This is a genomic window from Aureicoccus marinus, from assembly GCF_002954325.1.
Taxonomy (GTDB): Bacteria; Bacteroidota; Bacteroidia; order Flavobacteriales; family Flavobacteriaceae; genus Aureicoccus; species Aureicoccus marinus.
Genome location: NZ_MQVX01000001.1, coordinates 756,384 through 775,065, shown reverse-complemented (window position 1 = coordinate 775,065; position 18,682 = coordinate 756,384). Strand labels below are relative to the sequence as shown.

The following is an 18,682-nucleotide window of genomic DNA, read 5'->3' as shown; positions in this document are numbered from 1 at the left end:
CGTTTTTTGAATTAGGACAATCGGATATCAGAAACAGAAGCACCCGACGGAATCATCGGAAAAACATTGTCTTCCTTCTCGACACGAACTTCTAAGAAATAAGGTTCTTCGGACGCCATCATTTCAGCAATCGCATCGTTGAGGTCTTCTCTTTTCTCGACTCTGCGCGCTTTGATTTGATAGCCTTCTGCGATTTTGACAAAGTCAGGATTGACCATGACCGTTGAGGCGTAGCGCTTGTCAAAGAACAGCTGTTGCCATTGACGGACCATGCCGAGGAAATCGTTATTGAGCACGACGATTTTGACTGGCAGCTGGTGCTGATAGATGACCCCCAATTCCTGAATGGTCATTTGGTATCCGCCATCACCGATAACGGCGACCACCGGTCTTTCAGGAGCTCCCATCTGGGCTCCAATCGCCGCTGGAAGTGCAAAGCCCATGGTTCCTAGTCCACCAGAGGTAATATTACTTTTGGACTGCTTGAAGCGGGCGTAGCGACATGCGATCATCTGGTGTTGACCAACGTCCGAAACAATCACCGCCTTTTCACCGGAGGCTTCGTTAATCCCTCGCACGACCTCGCCCATCGTTAGGCCTTCTTTGGTTGGGTACAGGTCCCGCTCAATAATTTGTTTGTATTCGATCTGGTGTTTTTCTTCAAACTCCTTGAGCCACTGTGGATGAGATTTTGCCTCGATTTTGGGGAGCAAACGAGCAAGACTGTCCTTGGAATCTCCGAGTAAAGCCACATCTACTTTGACATTTTTATCGATTTCAGCCGGATCAATTTCGAGGTGGATGATTTTAGCCTGTTTGGCGTACGTATCGAGATTACCAGTAACCCGGTCGTCAAAACGCATCCCAATGGCGATCAATACATCACACTCATTGGTCAAAACATTCGGTCCGTAATTTCCGTGCATTCCCACCATCCCCACATTCAAGGGGTGATCGGAGGAAAGTGCCGAATGGCCTAATATTGTCCAGGCAGCAGGTATCCCCGATTTCTCAACAAAGGCTTCTAGTTCTTCTTCGGCCTCTCCAAGAATAACTCCTTGGCCAAATATGATAAAAGGCTTTTTGGCCCGATTGATCAGGGAAGCCGCTGCCTCAACGGATTCTTCGGTCGCGACTGGCAGGGGGTGGTAACTTCTTACCGAAGTGCAGGGGGTATAATCAAAATCCAACGCGTCAAACTGAGCGTTCTTGGTGATATCGACCAATACCGGCCCTGGACGTCCCGATCGGGCAATATAAAAGGCCTTAGCGATGATTTCAGGAATTTCAGAGGCCTTGGTGATCTGGTAATTCCACTTGGTCACGGGGGTAGAAATCCCCACGATGTCCGTTTCCTGAAAAGCATCTGATCCCAGTAAATGGCGTGGTACCTGGCCCGTAATACACACCATGGGGGTCGAATCAATCTGAGCGTCAGCTAAGCCTGTCACCAAATTGGTCGCTCCTGGGCCCGATGTGGCCATCGCTACACCCACCTTTCCACTGACTCGTGCATACCCTTGGGCCGCATGCGTAGCCCCTTGTTCATGACGGGTCAGAATATGGGTCAGGCGGTCCTGAAATTTATAGAGCTCATCATAAACGGGCATGATGGCACCTCCTGGGTATCCGTAAATCAGATCAACACCTTCTGCCAGAAGGCAGTGGATAAGGGCTTCTGCCCCACTGATCTTCATTCCCTTTGGCGTCTGTGCGGCGCCTTGTGTTTGTTTTGAGTTTACTACTTCCATGGTGTACTCTTCAACGGTTATTACTTGCTCCGGTCTTCCAAAGCATCGGTAAGACATCCCTTTGATGCACTTCCCACCAGGTGGGCATATTTGTATAGACTTCCTCTTTTGACTTTGAGTTCAGGAGCTTTCCACTCGGCTCTACGGGCCTGTAGCTCTTCCTCACTCACATCCATTTCGATGGTATTGGCCTCAGCGTCGATAGTGATTAAATCTCCGTTCTGAACCAAGGCGATAGCACCACCCAAACGGGCCTCTGGACTGATGTGTCCTACTACGAAGCCGTGGGTACCCCCAGAAAACCGCCCATCCGTAATCAAGGCGACCTCTTTTCCTAGCCCAGCACCCATGATAGCCGCTGTAGGCTTAAGCATTTCGGGCATCCCCGGACCTCCTTGCGGGCCTTCATAGCGAATCACCACAACCTCCCCGGCTTTTACCTCGCCCCTCTGAATCCCTTCATTGGCTGCGAATTCGCCTTCGAATACACGGGCCGGACCACTGAATCGCAGTCCTTCTTTACCCGTAATCTTGGCGACCGCTCCCTCTGTAGCGAGGTTTCCGAACAGCATTTGAATGTGCCCGGTTTCTTTAATCGGATTGGAAAGTGGTCTAATTATATCTTGTCCTTCTTTAAGGGAAGGAACCTCTGCCAGATTCTCGGCCAGGGTCTTCCCGGTAACGCTCAGGCAATCTCCGTGCAAAAGACCTTCCTCCAACATCATTTTCATCACCCCCGGTATTCCACCGATCAGGTGCAGGTCCTCCATCAAGTAGCGCCCACTGGGCTTCAGATCTGCCAAGAAAGGAGTTTTATCAGTAATCGCTTGAAAGTCATGTAGCGTAAACGGAATTTCCGCTGCATCGGCGATGGCCAGAAGGTGAAGTACCGCATTGGTTGATCCGCCTAAGACGGTAATCAAACGCACGGCGTTTTCCAGCGCCTCCCGGGTAACGATGTCCCGAGGCTTTAAATCTTTTTCGAGAAGCAGTCGCATGGCCTCTCCAGCATGGACGCATTCTGTTTCTTTCTGTTGGGCATTGGCCGGATTAGAGGCGTTATAAGGCAGGCACATTCCCATCGCTTCGATGGCAGAAGCCATGGTGTTTGCGGTATACATCCCTCCACAAGCTCCAGGGCCAGGACAGGCATGAGAGATCACTTCCTCGTATTGCTTTTGATCAATACTTCCTGCCACCTTTTCACCCCAAGCTTCAAAAGCCGAAACCACGTCCAGCTTGCGGCCATTGAGGCAACCGGGAGCAATAGTCCCTCCGTAGACGATGATTCCGGGGCGGTTCAAACGCAAAAGGGCCATCAGGGCACCGGGCATGTTTTTATCGCATCCCACAGCAGCCATAAGGCCGTCGTAATTCATCGCCTGCACCACAGTCTCCATGCTATCTGCGATTAAATCTCGGGAAGGCAAGGAATAGCGCATCCCGAAGGTTCCCATCGAAATTCCATCACTCACACCAATGGTGTTGAAGATCAAGCCGACCAAATCGGCTTGTTCTACCCCCTTCTTCATCAAGGTGGCCAGGTGATTCAAGTGCATATTGCAGGGGTTTCCTTCATAGCCCGTGCTGGCGACCCCTATAAAAGGTTTGCTCAATTGTTCCTTATTGAGGCCCAAAGCATGCAACATCGCCTGCGCGGCAGGTTGTGTTGGGTCCTGGGTAACAACTTTGCTGTATTTGTTCAATTCCATATTCTCGCAACCAAAAACTGCTGAGGCAGTCTAGTATTCAAGATTCAAATTTACTTGTTAACATTTCCGGCTATTCCTGGTATGGAAAGCCTTCGCGTGGTCAACGGGAATGAAATTGATGTAAAATATTGTTTTACAGTGCGTTAAATAAAAAAGAATTCCAATAGTCAGCTCTTCATTCAAGGGCTAAAAACTGGACCGAATGCCCTGTACTTCGCTGAGCCAGTTGGTTGATACTCTCTTCCGTGAGCTGTAAAACGCGGGGGTATCCCCCCGTGGTTTGCGCATCCCGCATCAGGATGATCAAGCGGCCGGAGGCGGTTAACTGAACCGTTCCCGGCAGAGTCACTGAAGTGAGCATAGGCAAATCATAGGCAGGCAGGAGTTCTTCCAATTGATAAGCCATGCGGTTGTTCTCTTTAGCGATATGAAAACTGCGGTCAAAAAGAGTAGACTGAATTTCTTGAGGAAATAGCTCAAATTCCGGACCCGGGAACACCTCCAGTGGTTTACCGAAAGAAACAGGTTTCTGCTTTACTGCCCATATCCTGGGCTCAAAGCCTTTAGAGGGCGACACCTCTAAAGTCATGCCTTTTTGCAAGCGGTCATAGGAACTGATCGGGCTGTAGTAGCTACGACTACCCAATACCTCTTCTGTCTGCAGGCCTCCCTGTATGGCCAAATAGGCCCTTACCCCTCGGGTACAGCGTCCCACTTTCAGCACTTGCCCAGCTTCTGCCTTGTAGGCGGTATTGACCGATAAAGGGGTGGAATCCAAAAAAGCTTCTGGCTCCCCTCCGGTCAGGGCAAAATAGAGGGTTTCTTCAAAACGGAGTTCCGGCCCCTGAAGACTTATTTCGATCACCGCCTCCTCGGCACTATTGTGGACCAGTTGATTCGCCAAGTCCGCTGCGGCTCTGTCCATAGGGCCTGAAACCGGCACTCCCCACTTCCGGAAACCCCATCGACCATGATCTTGTATGGTGGTGTAAAAACCAGCTTGCAGTACCTCTATCATATCCAGGGCTGTTTTTGGGGTTGATATATCCCTTCCTGCACTTGAATCTCAAAGAGCGCAAATGTCGGCCGATCAATTGCATAGAACTGTATGGCGTCTCCTACCTGAATCGCACTTGGAGGATTTTGGGTGGGATTGAACCAAGGAATGGGCGTTCGTCCCAGGATTTGCCATCCCCCGGGAGATTCCTGGGGGTAAATGCCCGTTTGCTTCCCGGCCAGACCTACACTCCCCTGAGCGACCTTAAGACGAGGTTGCGTATGTCGCCCTACCTGCAACTTTTCAGGCACATCGCCTAGATACAAGAAGCCTGGTAAAAAGCCTATCCCATAGACCGGATAATGATGAGTGGTATGCTGCTCTATGAGTTCATTGTTTTCTAATTGCAGAGCGGCCGCACAAGCGTCTAGGTCTAAACCAAATTCTCTGTCGTAGCATACCGGTATTTTCCAAAGCGTACGCTGGCGAGATATAGTGCCTGTTTCTCCTTTTATAATTTCCCCTATTTGATCGATCTGCCTTTGTTCTACAGGCTGATCAAAGTGCAAACTCAGGCTGCGATAGACCACCTGACTTTCGACCAAACCAGCGATAGACTTCTGAAGCTGTTCTTCCTTGCCCAGAATATGATCCAATAAATCTGTACTGACCTGATCAGGCCACTCGATTAATAAAGTATTGCGATTCAATCGCTTGATATGGGCTTGTTTCATAGCGAAAGCTGGTAACCCCACTGGGGCAATTGTTGATGCAAATAGGTTAAAATAGCCACTGAATTCTGGTGATCTCCGTGGATACAGTAGGTTTCTGCCCTATCGTCTTTTAAAAACTGGGCGCATTGAGCGGCTACCTCTTCTTTCGATTCCAGAAGGCTTCCTTCCTGACCGCGTGCAAGGAGTTGCCCGTTCTTGTCATAGCCTCGATCCAAAAAGGCTTCTGACCACAGGCGAATACCTCTTTTCTCACAAGCGGTTTTTAAAAATTCGGTGGATTTTAAGAATACGTCCTGAACCGGATAATCTTGAAGTAACTCGAGAAAAAGCTCGGCCTGTTCCTCTCGGCTAGCGAGATCATGGTACAGGCCTCCATGAGGTTTTACATGATGCCATTTAGCGTCTTGGGCCTCTATAGCATTTCCGAAATCATCCAATTGTTTCCTCAAAAGATCTTCCAATTCTCTATTGGCTAGCGCCAGGGATCGGCGTCCAAAGTTTTCTGGATCCTCATATCCGGGATGGGCTCCTAAGGAACAGTTGTTTTCTAGAGCGAGCTGCATGGTGCTTTTCATAATCTGAGTGGAACCTGCATGGGCACCACAAGCGATATTGGCCTGGTTGACCAAGGGGAGCAATTCAGCATCCTTGGAAATCCCTTCTCCCATATCACAATTGATGTACAACTTCTTCATCCTTTTGTCTTAGCCCCAATACCCCAAAACACCTAATATACTCCGTGCCCCCAATAACAGGGTGATTAAAACAATCAGGCCTCCCAAAACATTCTGCCAAGGTGAATTAATGTACTCCTTGAGTAATTTCTTTTGGTTCATGGCATAGAGGAGTAAGATAGCGATCAAGGGCAATAAGAGTCCATTGGCGAACTGGGCCATTTGTATTATCTGAATAGGACGAATTGAAAAGCTCAAAGCCAGTACTCCAAGAACCAAGACCATGATCCACACCGCCCTAAAAGAAGCAGATTGGGTATTTCCTTTCCACCCAAAACATCCTTGGGCTACATAGGCTGCGGCTAAAGGGGCTGTAATGGCTGAACTTAAGCCCGCTGCCAAAAGCCCTAAGCTTAGAGCCACTTTGGCCACCTTCCCCAGCAAGGGCTCCAGGGCCTGAGCCAAGTCAAGGGCATTATTGACTTCAGCAGAGTTCATTTTACTGGCCGAAACAACAATGGCCATCGAAATGAGTCCGCCCAGCGCAAGACTTAATAGGGTATCTCTACGCACTTGTTTGAGATCCTCCGGAGAGCTCCATTTATCGCGCACCAAAGAGGCGTGCAAGAATAAATTATAAGGAACCACGGTGGTTCCGATTAAAGCAATTACATAAAATAAACTGCCCTCAGGAAGGCCAGGAACAAATAACCCTTCGAACAAATCGGACCAAAGGGGTTTAACCAGTATAGCCGTCGTAACAAAACAGACACTCATCAGAGCGACCAAAAACAAAAAGAAATACTCGAGGTAGCGTAGATTTCCCCACCAGAGAATTCCAAAGGCTATGGCCCCTACTAGGAGCGGATAATATACCGCGTAGTCAGTACCCAATAAGACCTCCAGTCCGAGTGTTGCTCCACCCAGATTACCCGCCTCATAGGCGGTATTTCCGATAAGAATGCTGAAGGCAACTAAAATCAAGAGGAACTTGCGAAAAAGAGGGGATGACAAACTACTCCGTAGCGCATCGGTTAGCCCCATTCCACTGACCAGGCCCAAACGGGCAGACATCTCTTGTAAGACCAAGGTCGCTACTAAAGAGAAAAGGAGCGCCCAGAGAAGCTGAGTTCCGTATTGGTTTCCGGCAAGAACACAAGCTGTAACCGTACCAGGACCGATAAAAGCCGCTGCAATTAAAAATCCTGGACCAATTTTCTTCATAAGGGCTCGCTTAGTATCGCTCTAAAACTAGAGGAATTGTGCTAAAAAAGATGCAGTTCGTCTAAAAAAGTGCCGTTCGTCTAAAATATGGGGGGTCAACAGGGCCTCTGCATACTATTTTGAACTTTCTCAAGGTTATCATAGTCCCAAATCAAACCTGAACCTAAACTTAACTACTTCTCATGACCTGTAAAGATTGTGGCAAGGCGATAGGATATGCTGAACATAAAACCTCCATGGACCTACTGGGGGTGGAACTGTGCAGTCGGCATACTGGACTCATCCAACAAATCATCCAAGATAATCAAACCCCAGTGGAAGCTATTCAGCTCTTTTACGGACTGAAAGATGCTGGCGCACACCCCATGCTCGAATGGTGGGATGGGCAAAAATCCGTTGATATTGCTCTTTCGAGGGTAAAATTGAATATCGAAATTGATACCGAATTTGATCGTCTAACACACCAAAGAGCTCTGGCTGATCTGGACGATGCCATGCAATCCTTTCGAAAAGGATTCACTACTCTTAGGATACCGAGTATTGCGGTAAAATACTACCTCAAGAAGACCGTCGAAAATATCCTGGAAATAGCCGAAGGACTCAAAGCCAACATCAAGGTCATTTAAACGGATTGAGCCAATTTTGGCGATCCATCACCCGAAAGCGAATCGCCTCGGCGAGGTGCTCCAGGCGTATGTTCAAAGAACCTTCCAAATCCGCAATGGTTCTCGAGAGTTTTAGAATGCGATCATGCGCCCTGGCCGAAAGAGCAAACTTCTCCATAGTCTTAGACAACAAGTCTTTGGATTGCTTATCCAAGCCTGCATAGCGTTTTAGGGCTGCGCCTTTCAATTGGGCATTCGTTCGCATACCGGTTTGACCCTCATAACGTCGTGCTTGTATGTCTCGCGCCGCTACTACCCTTTTGCGAATTACTGCACTACTTTCTTCTGATGCTGATTGTAGCATGAGTTGATGACTCATTTCGCCAACCTCCAGATGGACATCCACCCGATCGAGAAGTGCCCCGGAGATTTTACTCAAATACCGTCTAATTTCTTCCGGACTGGAACGGGGTGGTCGTTCTTCGGTATAGAAGTAGCCGTCCGGGCTGGGATTCATACTGGCGACCCAAATAAACTCTGCAGGAAAATGCCATTGCTGTTGCCTTCGGTTAATCCGTACATAACCTTCCTCTAAGGGCTCACGCAGCACCTCCAAAACACTTCTAGGATATTCTGTCAATTCATCCATGAAGAGTACCCCTTTATGAGCCAGAGAAATTTCTCCGGGGGCCGGCGAATGGCCACCTCCCATTAAGGCAACGCGGCTAATGGTATGGTGAGGAGCCCGAAAGGGAGGTTCGACTTGAATAACTGCATCATCAAAAGGTACCTTGGCATTGTGAATCTTACTAATGATTAATGCCTCCTCCCGCCGCAAAGCGGGCAGAATCCCGACAAGCGCTTTGGCCAAAAGGGTTTTACCCATCCCGGGCGGGCCAACCATGAGAGCGTGATGCCCTCCTGCCGCGGTAATCTCGAGCCCCCTTTTCGCCATGGCCTGCCCCTTGATTTCGGCAAAGTCAATCTCTGCCTGAGGAGGCCTGGAGACCCATTTTTTAATGGGAACCGGCTTTGACCCTCTAGAATGCTCCATAAAGGTGATGACTTCGGACAAGCGGTCAAAACAATACACCTCTAAACCCTCCAGCCATTGGCCTTCCTCTGATTGGGCTTTGGAAAGAACCAATTTCTTATACCCTTTTCTTTTGGCCATTTCCGCCACAGCATATAAACCAGGAGCCGGTTTTATAGACCCGTCCAGGCCTAATTCGCCAAGAAACAGTATTGAAGAAGAAAGCCGAACATCTACTTGACCGGTTGCCAAAAGAAGGGCTACGGCCAGAGCGAGATCAAAAGAGGAACCGGTTTTTCGAACATCCGCCGGGGCCAAATTCAGGGTGATTCGCTTGCCGGGGATTCGAAATCCGGTATGCGCCAAGGCGGAGGAGATCCGATGAAAACTCTCCCGAACTGCCGCATCGGGCAAGCCAATGAGGTGGTAACCTATTCCTCGAGCAACACTGGCTTCAACATAGGCCGGATAAGCCTCTATGCCCTTGATATAGGCGGTATGAACTTTGATCATAGGACCAAAGAACAAGGCTATTAACGCATAATCCTCGCAGTCTAGTTCTCTGCAGGATTCAATTGCAAGCGAGAATCCGAGGAGTCCTGAATTTCTTTTTTGTTGAGGAGCATTTTTCTAAACTCCCCCTTGTTGTACATCTCTGCCTGATCCTTGTAGTAGGGACTCATGGGGTTCCCAGATTGACCTGTAGGCAGTATACTTCGACTGTTCTCGATATCTCCAAAGTCTATGACACGACGGGTAGACGGACCCGCATTCACCTTGTACATCCCGTCTGCTGTATAGGGGAACATGATGTTGTTGATGACTTCTCGGCTTCCCGACATGGGGAAAGGACCAACATTAAAGCGAGAGCGCAACCATTTAACGCGTCCGATGGGATGCTCGTGTTCCAGGGTATGGACTTTACTCCACTGCCACTGATCAGGTGTACCCAAGTCATCTTCCAAAGAGCTCCAGGCCTTAGAAAAGGCGCCCTGGACTAATTCCTGTAAGGTTTCCGTTTTATCCGAGGTACTTACATCATCCATCCAAACAGATTCTTTCCCTAAAAGAAAGGGCGCTATTGCCTTTTTAAAGAGGTGGGTCTGCAAAAAGACTTCAAAATTTTCTTTTCCCATTTCGTCTAAGAAAATGGCCTCCATACTGTTGTAGACCCAGCGGTGAAATAAGGCCGGTACCGTATCCTCCATTTCATAGCCGCCCGACCATTGCTTAGCTTGATCCAAAAAGGCGACCTGCTCGGTGCTTAAATCCATCCCTTCTAACTGCTGAATCAAGGCCTTTAAAATTCCAGGATTGACAGGGGAAGTAATATCATTAATCATGGTTTCGACCTGTGCGCGATCCCATTGATCATTTGCATCGAGCAATTGGGTAATGCGTTTGGCTCGGTTTTCGGGCAAGTAGTAGCCCGGCACCGTTACGCCATTCTTGGGGGCATGACGGTTGTTGGCCGAATACACATAACCCCAGTCAGGATCGATGGCCTGTGGATTCTCATCAAAATCCAAATAACGTTCAGGGGCGCGAGCATCACGAGCTCCATCACGGTACAGGTAGGTCGAAACAGAGTCCGGGTATTGGTACAATTTGGCGGTCCCGAACCAGGCGATACGCCCTTCCTTGTCTCCGTACATCACATTCAAACCAGGAGCATGAATATTGGGCAGGGCTGATTTAAAACTCGGAAGATCTTCGGCGTGACTAATGCCATACAAGGCCAACAGGAGTTTGTTTTCTTTAGAGGTGTAAATCCAATCCATACTGACCGGAGACTGATTTTGAACGGGGTCCAATACTTCGTTTATGACGGGGCCGTTCTCCGTTGTTAACCACGAAAAGTTCACCGATTCTTCTCCCTTGACCAGAATCGTTTTTCCGTTGACCCCGTATTTCTTAGGCCCTTCTCTTGTCAGGTACTGCTGGGTGTTCTGAGGATCCGGTGTTTCCAGATAAAATTCACAATCGTCGTTCTGGAACATGGTAAGTCCATAGGCCACATTTTTGTTATGCCCCAACAACGGAAAGGGAACCCCCGCGAGGTAGTAGCCATAGCGTTCGTATCCTGGACTGTTGATGTGGGCCTCATACCAGACAGAAGGCTGGGCATATCCCATATGGGGATCATTCGCTAGTATGACCTTCCCCGATTGGGTTTTATCGGGCCCAATAACCCAACTGTTGCTTCCTATAAATTGTGGTACGGGCAGATTTTCCAGAGCCTTGAGGTTTTGATGTATTCCACTGATCGCATCCGCCGACAATTCACTACTGTAGCTCTTGATCTCGGTTTTACTTGAATCTCTTTCAAAAGGCAAATCCATTAAATAATCCATTCCCAATTTAGTGCGTACATGCGACAAGAGCGGATCAGTCCGGTGCGCCCGGGCAAAACTAAAGGCCATATAGCCCAATGCGTTGTAAATATCTTCCAGGGTGTACTCCTCTTTTTCTACCCCGGTAAGCACAAATTCAACGGGGGTTGGCCCCGTTTTTATAAAGTGATTGACTCCTTCCAAGTAAGCAAGACTCATGCGAATTTCGCGGGCGGTGGAATCGATATTTTGCACCGTATTTTTACTGTACTCTTCTATCCCCATCGCGACAAAAAGCTTGTCTGTTTTGAGCAGGTCGGGGCCAAACACCTCCGAAAGTCTTCCAGGGCCAATGCGCCGGAGCAACTCCATCTGCCACAAGCGGTCTTGGGCATGTACATAACCTAGTGCTCGTTGGACATCTTCCTCAGACGACCCATAAATATGGGGAATACCGTGCTGGTCATACCACACCTCTACTTGGGTCTCGAGTCCTGGCAAATCGAGTTCGCCGGTATATTGGGGTTTAAGGGTGTTGAGATAAATTCCTCCTGCAACGAGGGTCAGGCCGATAAGCGCAAGAAGCGCCCAGCCTATCTTTTTGAGCCAGTTCATAGGGTGTAAATTTCAGCAAAAGATACGCAAAACTACGCACTCACTCAGGCAACTCAAAGGCGGGTGCACTATTAAAACCAGCGGGGTTAACCTCCAATCCTTGCTTTAACCACTGCAGGTAATCGTCTTTGTCTGTATACTGCCTTGGAGAGCTCAAAACTTCAAGGTCCGAGGTCAACAGAACGTAAAAAGGCTGAGAGGCGTTTTGAAAGTTATAGGTCTGAAAAGCACCCCACTTTTGACCGATGGTGCGCACAGGAACCTGTTGCCCATTGGAATAACTCATGGTGAACTGCTCCTCTTCAGGGAGGGCTTGGCGGTCATCAACATAAAGGGAAACCAAAACGTACTCCTCTTTTAGCAAGCGATACACCTCAGGATCACTCCATACATTCTCCTCCATTTTACGGCAGTTCACACAGGCCCAGCCGGTAAAATCCAAGAGCATGGGTTTGTTGGTTTGAGCAGCGACAGTCAACCCTTCTTCGAAGTCCTTGTAGCACTCCAATCCCAAGGGACAATCTGTTTCTTTCTCTTTTAAACTGTAAAAATCAGGAGGCGGGAAACCGCTCAATAACTTCAGGGGCTGATCGGCGAAAAGGCCATAGCCCAAATAGGCCGAAAACACCAAAGAAACTAGACCGGTGATCACACGTCCCTTTGACAGAGGTCTGGGCTTGGACTGCCCTGGTAAGGCAAGAAATCCCCAGAGATAAGCTGTAGCGGCCAAGAAAATGACCAACCAAATACCGATAAAAATCTCCCTTTTGAGAATTCCCCAATGACCGACCAAATCAGCATTCGAGAGGAATTTAAACGCCAAGGCCAGCTCCAAAAACCCGAGAACCGCCTTTACGGTTAGCATCCAACCTCCGGACTTCGGCAAGGTTTGTAAAGCAGAAGGAAAGAGGGCAAACAAAGTAAAAGGCAAAGCCAGTGCTAAACCAAAACCACTCATGCCCCAACTCAAATTAGCGGCGACATTGCCTTCCGCCAAAGTGGTACTCCCAAGTAAGCCTCCTAAAATAGGCCCCGTACAAGAGAAAGATACAATGGCCAAGGTCAACGCCATAAAGAAGACTCCGACTAATCCTCCCGCGTTATGTGAAGCGGCATCCAATTTATTGGCCCAACTGGAAGGCAGGGTCAATTCATAGAAGCCAAAGAAGGAAAAAGCAAAAAAGACGAAGATGACAAAGAAAAAGAGGTTGAGGTAAATGTTGGTCGAAATCGTATTCAGTATTTGCGCATTCACAGATTCCAAAAAGTGAAAAGGCAAACTGAGTAAAAAGTAAATCACAACGATAAATGCCCCATACATCAAGGCTTTAAAAACACCTCCCTTTTCTTGCTTGGTAAAAAAGGAAACTGTCAAGGGTATAATCGGAAATACGCAAGGCGTTAAAAGGGCTAGAAGTCCACCGACAAACCCCATTCCGAAAATCCAGAAAACCCCTTGTTTTTCGACCTGAGCCGCTTCTCCTTCTTCTGTCAAGCGCTCCTTGTTCTTCAAGTTAAGCTTTAAGGATTCTGCTTGAGAAACATCCGCATCGGTAAGACCTTCTTCAACGATGGCGGATCCATCTAACTAAAGGTAAACACCTCCGTTTTTGGAATGCAGACCTCCTTGCAGATCTGGTAGTAGAGCTCCACCTTGAATTGATTGACCGTCGGCTGGAGTCTTTTTATTTTTTGTTGAAATTCTGCCCGGTCCAGGAAGAAGGTTTCATTGACCTCAAATACCTCACTGAACTCTGTCACGGTTTCGCTTTCGGAGGCTTTACCGACCAGAGAATAGGCCTTATCGACATCTGGGAAGAAAAATTCTGAGGGCATACTTCCACCCTCTTCAGTGAACTGAGAAAAAATATGCCATTCCGGAGCGATCTCCGCGCTAAAAATGAGCAGGTATTCATCGTTACCCAATTCTTCAACCCGGGATTCCCAAATGATGGGATTGTTGTCATCTAATACCTGAGCCCAGCCCAATAGGGGGATCAAAACAAAAGTCAGTAGAATAAAGCGCCGAAACGCTACGGGTAGTTGAGTCAATCTCTTCTCCATGTAATCTTGATCATTTCTTGGGTAGAGGGCTGAATCTGAAAACGCCGATCACTGCGCATTCCAATGACCCAAACCACTTCTCCTTTGGACAGAAGAAGCCAGATCTTTTCTTTGTCCGGACGAGCAATCTTTTCGTCTTTAAAGAGTTTGGCGATCTTCTTTCGACCCTGCATTCCTATCGGATAAAAATAGTCGCCTTCGCGCCATTTTCTTACCTCTAACGGAAAGTTTAACGTTTGTTTATCGGCGAAAAGTACTTCATCGGACCCTTTCTCCCAATGGGAAACGGTTTCCAATTCAAGCCGAATTGGGCTATCCAACTGGAGTTGGCCTTCTTGCAATATATAGGTGTTTTCGTCTTTTTCTTCCTGCTGTCGAAGCTCCAAGCACTCTCTGTTCTTGGTAAGGGTATACTCCTTACTTTCTAAATAAATACCGCTCTGCCCCATGAGTAGATCCTGCAGGTCTTTTAGGTGATTAAAACCGTAAGGTTCCAGGAGTAAAAAGAGTAGAGCTGCGGGATCTTTCTCTTGTTGAAGACTCCGCAAGTCCAAAGACCAGCCACCATGGACCGCGTGGACATGCTTATTCCATTGCCACTCTTGGTACTGCTCTAAAAATTGTGCGCTTTGCTGTAGGTGGGTTTGGGTCAATTGAATTTGATCGATCAGCTTAGGCAAGCGTTCCTGAAGAAGCGGGCTAATTTGATTGCGAATGAAGTTTCTCAGGTAGTCGCTTTCTCTGTTGGTCCGGTCTTCACGCCAACGCAGGCCTCTACTCGTGGCGTACTTCTGAATATCTTCTCTGCCAAAGGGCAAGAGAGGGCGCCATCGTTTGTTTTCTTTGGCCGGGATACCTTGCAGGCCTTTTAACCCCGTTCCTCTAGTCGCATTGATTAAAAAGGTTTCCCAGGCGTCATCGGCCTGGTGAGCCGTGAGCACAGCCAAATAATCTTTCTCTTCGATAAGCTTGTCGAAAAAGGCGTACCGCTCTTCTCTGGCCCACAATTGCGGTGATCCTCCTTTAGCGGCTGAGAAAGAAGAAGTATTGTAGAGGTGAAACCCTACCCCGTATTGATTCGCTAAGGTCTTGACGAAGTGGGCATCCTCATCACTTTCTTTCTCGCGCAATCCATAATTGACATGTGCAATGTCAAAAGTGACTCCTGAGATCGAAAGCAAATCAACCAATACAACGCTGTCGATTCCCCCACTGCATGCCAGCAGAAGCTTATCGTTCTCCTGAACCGGGTATTTTGCCCTAAAATGAGCCAAGAAGGAATCCTTTAACTCCATACTTAGGCGCTCAGTGACTGTTTAAAACGATTGAGTACGGCTTCAAACTCGTTCTTCTTTTCGGCATCCAGAATCCCCTGCTCCTGATCAAAGTTTTGACCAAATGAGGGCAAGGAAAACTCGGCAATCACCTCTGCCCCGAAGCGCGGAAGGAGATCCGCAACCGCCTTCATAGCAGTCATGGCTCCGCGCTGGCCAGGAGATGTTCCCATAAGAAACACTTTGGTATTGGCGAGGAACTGACGATCCACGCGTGAAAGCCAATCCAAAAGATTTTTAAAGTAAGCCGAAGGCATGCTGTTGTGCTCGCTAACCGACAAAACCAAGCCTTCTGCCTTTTGGATACTTGCACAAAATTCCCGTAAGGAATTCGAGAATCCCTCTGACTGTTCCAAGTCAATGCTGTACATCGGAAACGGATAATGCGCAAGGTTAAGCAGGTTTACAGAATGCTCTGTTATTTGCGAGCTGGCATAAGACACCAGTTGGTAGTTAATCGAAGCGGAAGCATTACTCCCTGCGAAAGCCAGAATAGTGGACATCGTCTTTTGATTTTTGTTTTTCGCCCAATTGCTGATGTAAATGCCGCTAAATCAATTGATTTTGAATAATTTTGGCCTTTGAAGCATCCTAAAGGGGTGTTACAAAAGTATATAGTTAAAAAGGAAAAATGGCGAAAGCCTCATCACGATTGTACTACATCGACGCCCTGAGGGCCTGGGCGATTCTCATGATGCTCCAAGGGCATTTTGTAGATGGCCTGCTCGATCCTGCCTTTCGGGATTCTGCCAATCCCGTATACGGCACCTGGTCCTACTTTCGTGGTATTACCGCTCCTGTATTCTTTACGGTTTCTGGATTCATATTCACGTTTTTACTTCTCAAAGCCCCTGAACAAGGAATAGCAAACCCTCGAATTCAAAAAGGATTAAAAAGAGGCTTGCAGCTCTTGGTGATTGGGTATCTACTCCGTCTGAATCTGGGAGGACTGCTCAGCGGCGTGGTTTATCCGACCTTCTTTATGGTGGACGTTCTGCACTGTATTGGGCTTTCACTAATCAGTATTGTTGGCATGTACCTGCTCGCCGGGCAAAAAAAGCCTTGGGTTTTTCCGGTACTTCTGACTTTAATTGGCGTTGGCTTATTTTTATTTGAACCCCAATACAAACAGTGGACCTTCACTGGCTGGCCAGTAGGATTGGCCAATTATTTTACCAAGATGAACGGTTCTGTATTTACCGTCTTTCCTTGGTTTGGCTATGCGGCATTTGGAGGAGCTCTTTCCTATATATTCAAAAAAGGACAGCAATGGGAACGGTTTTACCCGGTAGCCATTAGCACTTCGCTATTGGTCGGCGGGCTTCTGATTTACCGCTCATCTGCTTGGTTTGTGGATTTATACCAATGGAGCGGATGGTCTCTCTTTCTGGCCGTAGAACAGAACAACTACCTCTTTATACGCCTCGGGAATGTATGTATAGCACTTGCGGTATTCATGGCGGTCAGAAAATGGTTTACGCATCCAACGGTGATAAAAATCGGACAGGTAACCCTGTCCATCTATGTGATTCACTACATCTTCTTGTACGGTAGTTTTACCGGCTTGGGCTTTTACCGTTTTTGGCACCACGAATTACCCCCCGCGATAGTCATACCAGGAGCCCTCTTGTTTATGATTCTCTGTACTTCCCTTGCCTTGCTGTACAACAAGCACGAAGCGCTCATACACGAAAGCCGTTTGGTGCTTTGGGATCGTATTAGCCTTCGGACAGAAATGGCTTGGAGTGAAGTCAAACCGGTCCTTCGGAGGACCTATCAACGACTACGGTGGAGAATTCTTCGTTTTCTTTTCGCCAAGAAACAATCCTGAGAACCTATTTTGTAACAAATGATCTCGCATCGAGACCTATAATAAAAATGAGGTCTTATGTCCACAAAATTTCGAGCCTTGGTATTGGGGTGTAGTTTAGAAGAATACTACAGTCGTTTTAATTCTGAAACTTTAAAACGCAAACGCAACCGCCTCTGGATGCTTCCCTTATTCACCGTTGTGGTTATTCTGTCCGTCTTTTTTATTCTGGACTACTTCTTCAGTTTTGGTGCCAACAACGGTTATATATTTTACTTTGGAACCATAGCCCTCTACCCTGCTATCGAAATCGATCGCAAGAAAAGAGCAAATGCCATTCGTAAAATCTTAGAAAGCCGGATCTAGATGTGGAGAGGACGGTCAGCAGTAGCTGCTAAAGCCGCTTCTTTTACCGCTTCTGCATAAGTTGGGTGCGCATGACTCATACGAGAGATGTCTTCCGCCGAAGCCCTGAACTCCATAGCTGTTACTCCTTCACTAATCAAATCTGCACAACGCGCTCCGATCATATGAACACCCAATACCTCATCGGTTTGGGCATCCGATATAATCTTAACAAAACCATCGATATCCATACTAGCGCGAGCACGACCCAATGCCTCATCGGGAATTGTCCTGCCTTGTAGGCTCTACCGGCTTCTTTTAGTTGCTCCTCCGTTCGTCCAACAGAAGCCACCTCCGGCCAGGTATAAACCACGTTTGGAATTAAATTATAATCAATATGAGGTTTTTGTCCTGCCAAAATCTCGGCGACGAGTACCCCCTCTTCCTCCGCTTTGTGCGCCAACATCGCTCCGCGAATGACATCGCCAATAGCGTAGACATTGGGATTGGAGGTTTGCAAGTGCTCATTGACGACAACGCGACCGCGCTCGTCAATGTTCACGCCGGCTTTTTCCGCATTCAAGCCTTGGGTATAAGGAACTCGTCCAACGGAAACCAAACAGTAATCACCTTCCAATACAACCTTTTGTCCCTTTTTGTCTTCAGCAGTAATGCGTACGGTGTCGCCACTGCGTTCAACCGCTCCTACCTTGTGAGAAAGGTAGAACTTCACTTTTTGTTTCTTGAGCACCTTCATCAGTTCTTTGGACAAGCCGGCATCCATCCCAGGAATGATACGATCTTGGTATTCCACAACACTGACTTCAGCTCCCAGTCGCTTATATACCTGCCCAAGTTCCAGACCAATAACACCTCCCCCAATCACGATCATATGCTTGGGAATCTCGGAGAGTTTTAGGGCTTCCGTCGAGGTGATAACACGTTCTTTATCTAACTCAATAAAGGGTAAGCTACCCGGCTTTGAACCGGTTGCGATGATTATCTTACCAGCCTGAAGGGTTTCTGTTCCTCCTGCCGTTAAGGCAACTTCTACCTCCGTATTTCCAGAGAAGCTACCAAGCCCTTCAAATACATCGATCTTGTTTTTGTCCATCAGGAACTGAATCCCTTTGGTGGTCTGATCAACAACCCCTTGCTTACGAGCAATCATCTGTTCCAGATTCACTTTGACTTCTCCTGGGATCTCAATTCCGTGCTCGCTGAAGTGTTTGATCGCATCTTCGTAGTGATGAGAAGAATCCAAAAGGGATTTGGATGGAATACACCCTACATTGAGGCAGGTTCCCCCGAGCGTGGAGTACTTCTCTACAATTGCAGTTTTCATTCCCAATTGAGCGCATCGAATGGCTGCTACATATCCGCCAGGTCCTGATCCGATAACTACTACATCATACGATTTCATAAAAGCGATTTTAGGCCTGTAAAATTAG

The 18,682-nt window shown here is 47.8% G+C and carries 15 protein-coding genes and 1 pseudogene; 3 read left to right on the top strand and 13 right to left on the bottom strand.

Annotation, left to right across the window (positions count from 1 at the left end; all coding sequences use genetic code 11):
• Positions 1-11: 11 nt before the first annotated feature.
• The 6 genes from ilvB to BST99_RS03640 all read right to left on the bottom strand — a co-directional run bounded on the left by ilvB (position 12) and on the right by BST99_RS03640 (position 7,092).
• Positions 12-1,751, bottom strand: a complete 1,740-nt coding sequence (ilvB, locus tag BST99_RS03665) for a biosynthetic-type acetolactate synthase large subunit (protein WP_105000592.1) — start codon at positions 1,749-1,751, stop codon at positions 12-14.
• 20 nt (positions 1,752-1,771) lie between these two features.
• On the bottom strand, positions 1,772-3,463 hold the full coding sequence (gene ilvD / locus BST99_RS03660; protein ID WP_105000591.1) for a dihydroxy-acid dehydratase: 1,692 nt from the start codon (positions 3,461-3,463) through the stop codon (positions 1,772-1,774).
• 175 nt (positions 3,464-3,638) lie between these two features.
• Positions 3,639-4,481, bottom strand: a complete 843-nt coding sequence (locus BST99_RS03655; protein ID WP_105000590.1) for a 5-oxoprolinase subunit C family protein — start codon at positions 4,479-4,481, stop codon at positions 3,639-3,641.
• Positions 4,478-5,194 (bottom strand): 5-oxoprolinase subunit PxpB, encoded by a 717-nt coding sequence (gene pxpB, locus BST99_RS03650; protein ID WP_105000589.1) that lies wholly within the window; start codon positions 5,192-5,194, stop codon positions 4,478-4,480. Before pxpB ends, BST99_RS03655 begins: the two co-directional genes overlap by 4 nt.
• Positions 5,191-5,889, bottom strand: a complete 699-nt coding sequence (locus tag BST99_RS03645) for a 5-oxoprolinase subunit PxpA (RefSeq protein WP_105000588.1) — start codon at positions 5,887-5,889, stop codon at positions 5,191-5,193. Before BST99_RS03645 ends, pxpB begins: the two co-directional genes overlap by 4 nt.
• A 9-nt stretch (positions 5,890-5,898) precedes the next feature.
• Positions 5,899-7,092, bottom strand: coding sequence for an Nramp family divalent metal transporter (locus BST99_RS03640; RefSeq protein WP_105000587.1), 1,194 nt, complete (start codon positions 7,090-7,092; stop codon positions 5,899-5,901).
• A 182-nt stretch (positions 7,093-7,274) separates the two neighbouring features.
• Here BST99_RS03640 and BST99_RS03635 point away from each other — a divergent pair, with 182 nt between their 5' ends.
• Entirely contained in the window at positions 7,275-7,718 is a 444-nt protein-coding gene (locus tag BST99_RS03635) for a hypothetical protein (RefSeq protein WP_105000586.1), read from the top strand.
• Here the strand turns inward: BST99_RS03635 and BST99_RS03630 are convergent.
• The 6 genes from BST99_RS03630 to BST99_RS03610 all read right to left on the bottom strand — a co-directional run bounded on the left by BST99_RS03630 (position 7,711) and on the right by BST99_RS03610 (position 15,579).
• On the bottom strand, positions 7,711-9,243 hold the full coding sequence (locus BST99_RS03630) for a YifB family Mg chelatase-like AAA ATPase (RefSeq protein ID WP_105000585.1): 1,533 nt from the start codon (positions 9,241-9,243) through the stop codon (positions 7,711-7,713). The two genes, BST99_RS03635 and BST99_RS03630, sit on opposite strands and share 8 nt — an antisense overlap.
• A 41-nt stretch (positions 9,244-9,284) precedes the next feature.
• Positions 9,285-11,678, bottom strand: a complete 2,394-nt coding sequence (locus BST99_RS03625; RefSeq protein WP_105000584.1) for a penicillin acylase family protein — start codon at positions 11,676-11,678, stop codon at positions 9,285-9,287.
• 40 nt (positions 11,679-11,718) lie between these two features.
• The gene (locus BST99_RS03620) at positions 11,719-13,191 is read right to left on the bottom strand and encodes a protein-disulfide reductase DsbD family protein (RefSeq protein WP_317046106.1); all 1,473 of its coding nucleotides are present in this window, start codon (positions 13,189-13,191) and stop codon (positions 11,719-11,721) included.
• A gap of 71 nt (positions 13,192-13,262) precedes the next feature.
• Entirely contained in the window at positions 13,263-13,742 is a 480-nt protein-coding gene (locus BST99_RS14875) for a protein-disulfide reductase DsbD domain-containing protein (RefSeq protein WP_317046105.1), read from the bottom strand.
• Complete coding sequence (gene tilS, locus BST99_RS03615; protein ID WP_105000583.1) at positions 13,727-15,037, bottom strand: tRNA lysidine(34) synthetase TilS; 1,311 nt, start codon at positions 15,035-15,037, stop codon at positions 13,727-13,729. Before tilS ends, BST99_RS14875 begins: the two co-directional genes overlap by 16 nt.
• Positions 15,038-15,039: 2 nt before the next feature.
• The gene (locus BST99_RS03610; protein ID WP_105000582.1) at positions 15,040-15,579 is read right to left on the bottom strand and encodes an NADPH-dependent FMN reductase; all 540 of its coding nucleotides are present in this window, start codon (positions 15,577-15,579) and stop codon (positions 15,040-15,042) included.
• A 128-nt stretch (positions 15,580-15,707) separates the two neighbouring features.
• Between BST99_RS03610 and BST99_RS03605 the strand changes: the two genes are divergently transcribed.
• Both BST99_RS03605 and BST99_RS03600 read left to right on the top strand, forming a co-directional pair.
• Positions 15,708-16,907 carry a heparan-alpha-glucosaminide N-acetyltransferase domain-containing protein gene (locus BST99_RS03605; RefSeq protein ID WP_105000581.1) on the top strand — a complete coding sequence of 400 codons (1,200 nt, stop codon included), beginning with the start codon at positions 15,708-15,710 and terminating at the stop codon, positions 16,905-16,907.
• A 57-nt stretch (positions 16,908-16,964) separates the two neighbouring features.
• A complete protein-coding gene (locus tag BST99_RS03600) occupies positions 16,965-17,252 on the top strand; it encodes a hypothetical protein (protein ID WP_105000580.1) in 288 nt (95 codons plus the stop codon).
• On the opposite strand, the pseudogene lpdA reads toward BST99_RS03600, so the two are convergent.
• Positions 17,249-18,654, bottom strand: a pseudogene (lpdA, locus tag BST99_RS03595) (dihydrolipoyl dehydrogenase). The gene BST99_RS03600 and the pseudogene lpdA overlap by 4 nt on opposite strands.
• Positions 18,655-18,682: the final 28 nt, after the last annotated feature.

Coding starts and splice junctions, on each gene's coding strand:
- ilvB (WP_105000592.1), bottom strand. CDS start 1,751: ATGGAAGTAGTAAACTCAAAACAAACACAAGGCGCCGCACAGACGCCA.
- ilvD (WP_105000591.1), bottom strand. CDS start 3,463: ATGGAATTGAACAAATACAGCAAAGTTGTTACCCAGGACCCAACACAA.
- BST99_RS03655 (WP_105000590.1), bottom strand. CDS start 4,481: ATGATAGAGGTACTGCAAGCTGGTTTTTACACCACCATACAAGATCAT.
- pxpB (WP_105000589.1), bottom strand. CDS start 5,194: ATGAAACAAGCCCATATCAAGCGATTGAATCGCAATACTTTATTAATC.
- BST99_RS03645 (WP_105000588.1), bottom strand. CDS start 5,889: ATGAAGAAGTTGTACATCAATTGTGATATGGGAGAAGGGATTTCCAAG.
- BST99_RS03640 (WP_105000587.1), bottom strand. CDS start 7,092: ATGAAGAAAATTGGTCCAGGATTTTTAATTGCAGCGGCTTTTATCGGT.
- BST99_RS03635 (WP_105000586.1), top strand. CDS start 7,275: ATGACCTGTAAAGATTGTGGCAAGGCGATAGGATATGCTGAACATAAA.
- BST99_RS03630 (WP_105000585.1), bottom strand. CDS start 9,243: ATGATCAAAGTTCATACCGCCTATATCAAGGGCATAGAGGCTTATCCG.
- BST99_RS03625 (WP_105000584.1), bottom strand. CDS start 11,678: ATGAACTGGCTCAAAAAGATAGGCTGGGCGCTTCTTGCGCTTATCGGC.
- BST99_RS14875 (WP_317046105.1), bottom strand. CDS start 13,742: ATGGAGAAGAGATTGACTCAACTACCCGTAGCGTTTCGGCGCTTTATT.
- tilS (WP_105000583.1), bottom strand. CDS start 15,037: ATGGAGTTAAAGGATTCCTTCTTGGCTCATTTTAGGGCAAAATACCCG.
- BST99_RS03610 (WP_105000582.1), bottom strand. CDS start 15,579: ATGTCCACTATTCTGGCTTTCGCAGGGAGTAATGCTTCCGCTTCGATT.
- BST99_RS03605 (WP_105000581.1), top strand. CDS start 15,708: ATGGCGAAAGCCTCATCACGATTGTACTACATCGACGCCCTGAGGGCC.
- BST99_RS03600 (WP_105000580.1), top strand. CDS start 16,965: ATGTCCACAAAATTTCGAGCCTTGGTATTGGGGTGTAGTTTAGAAGAA.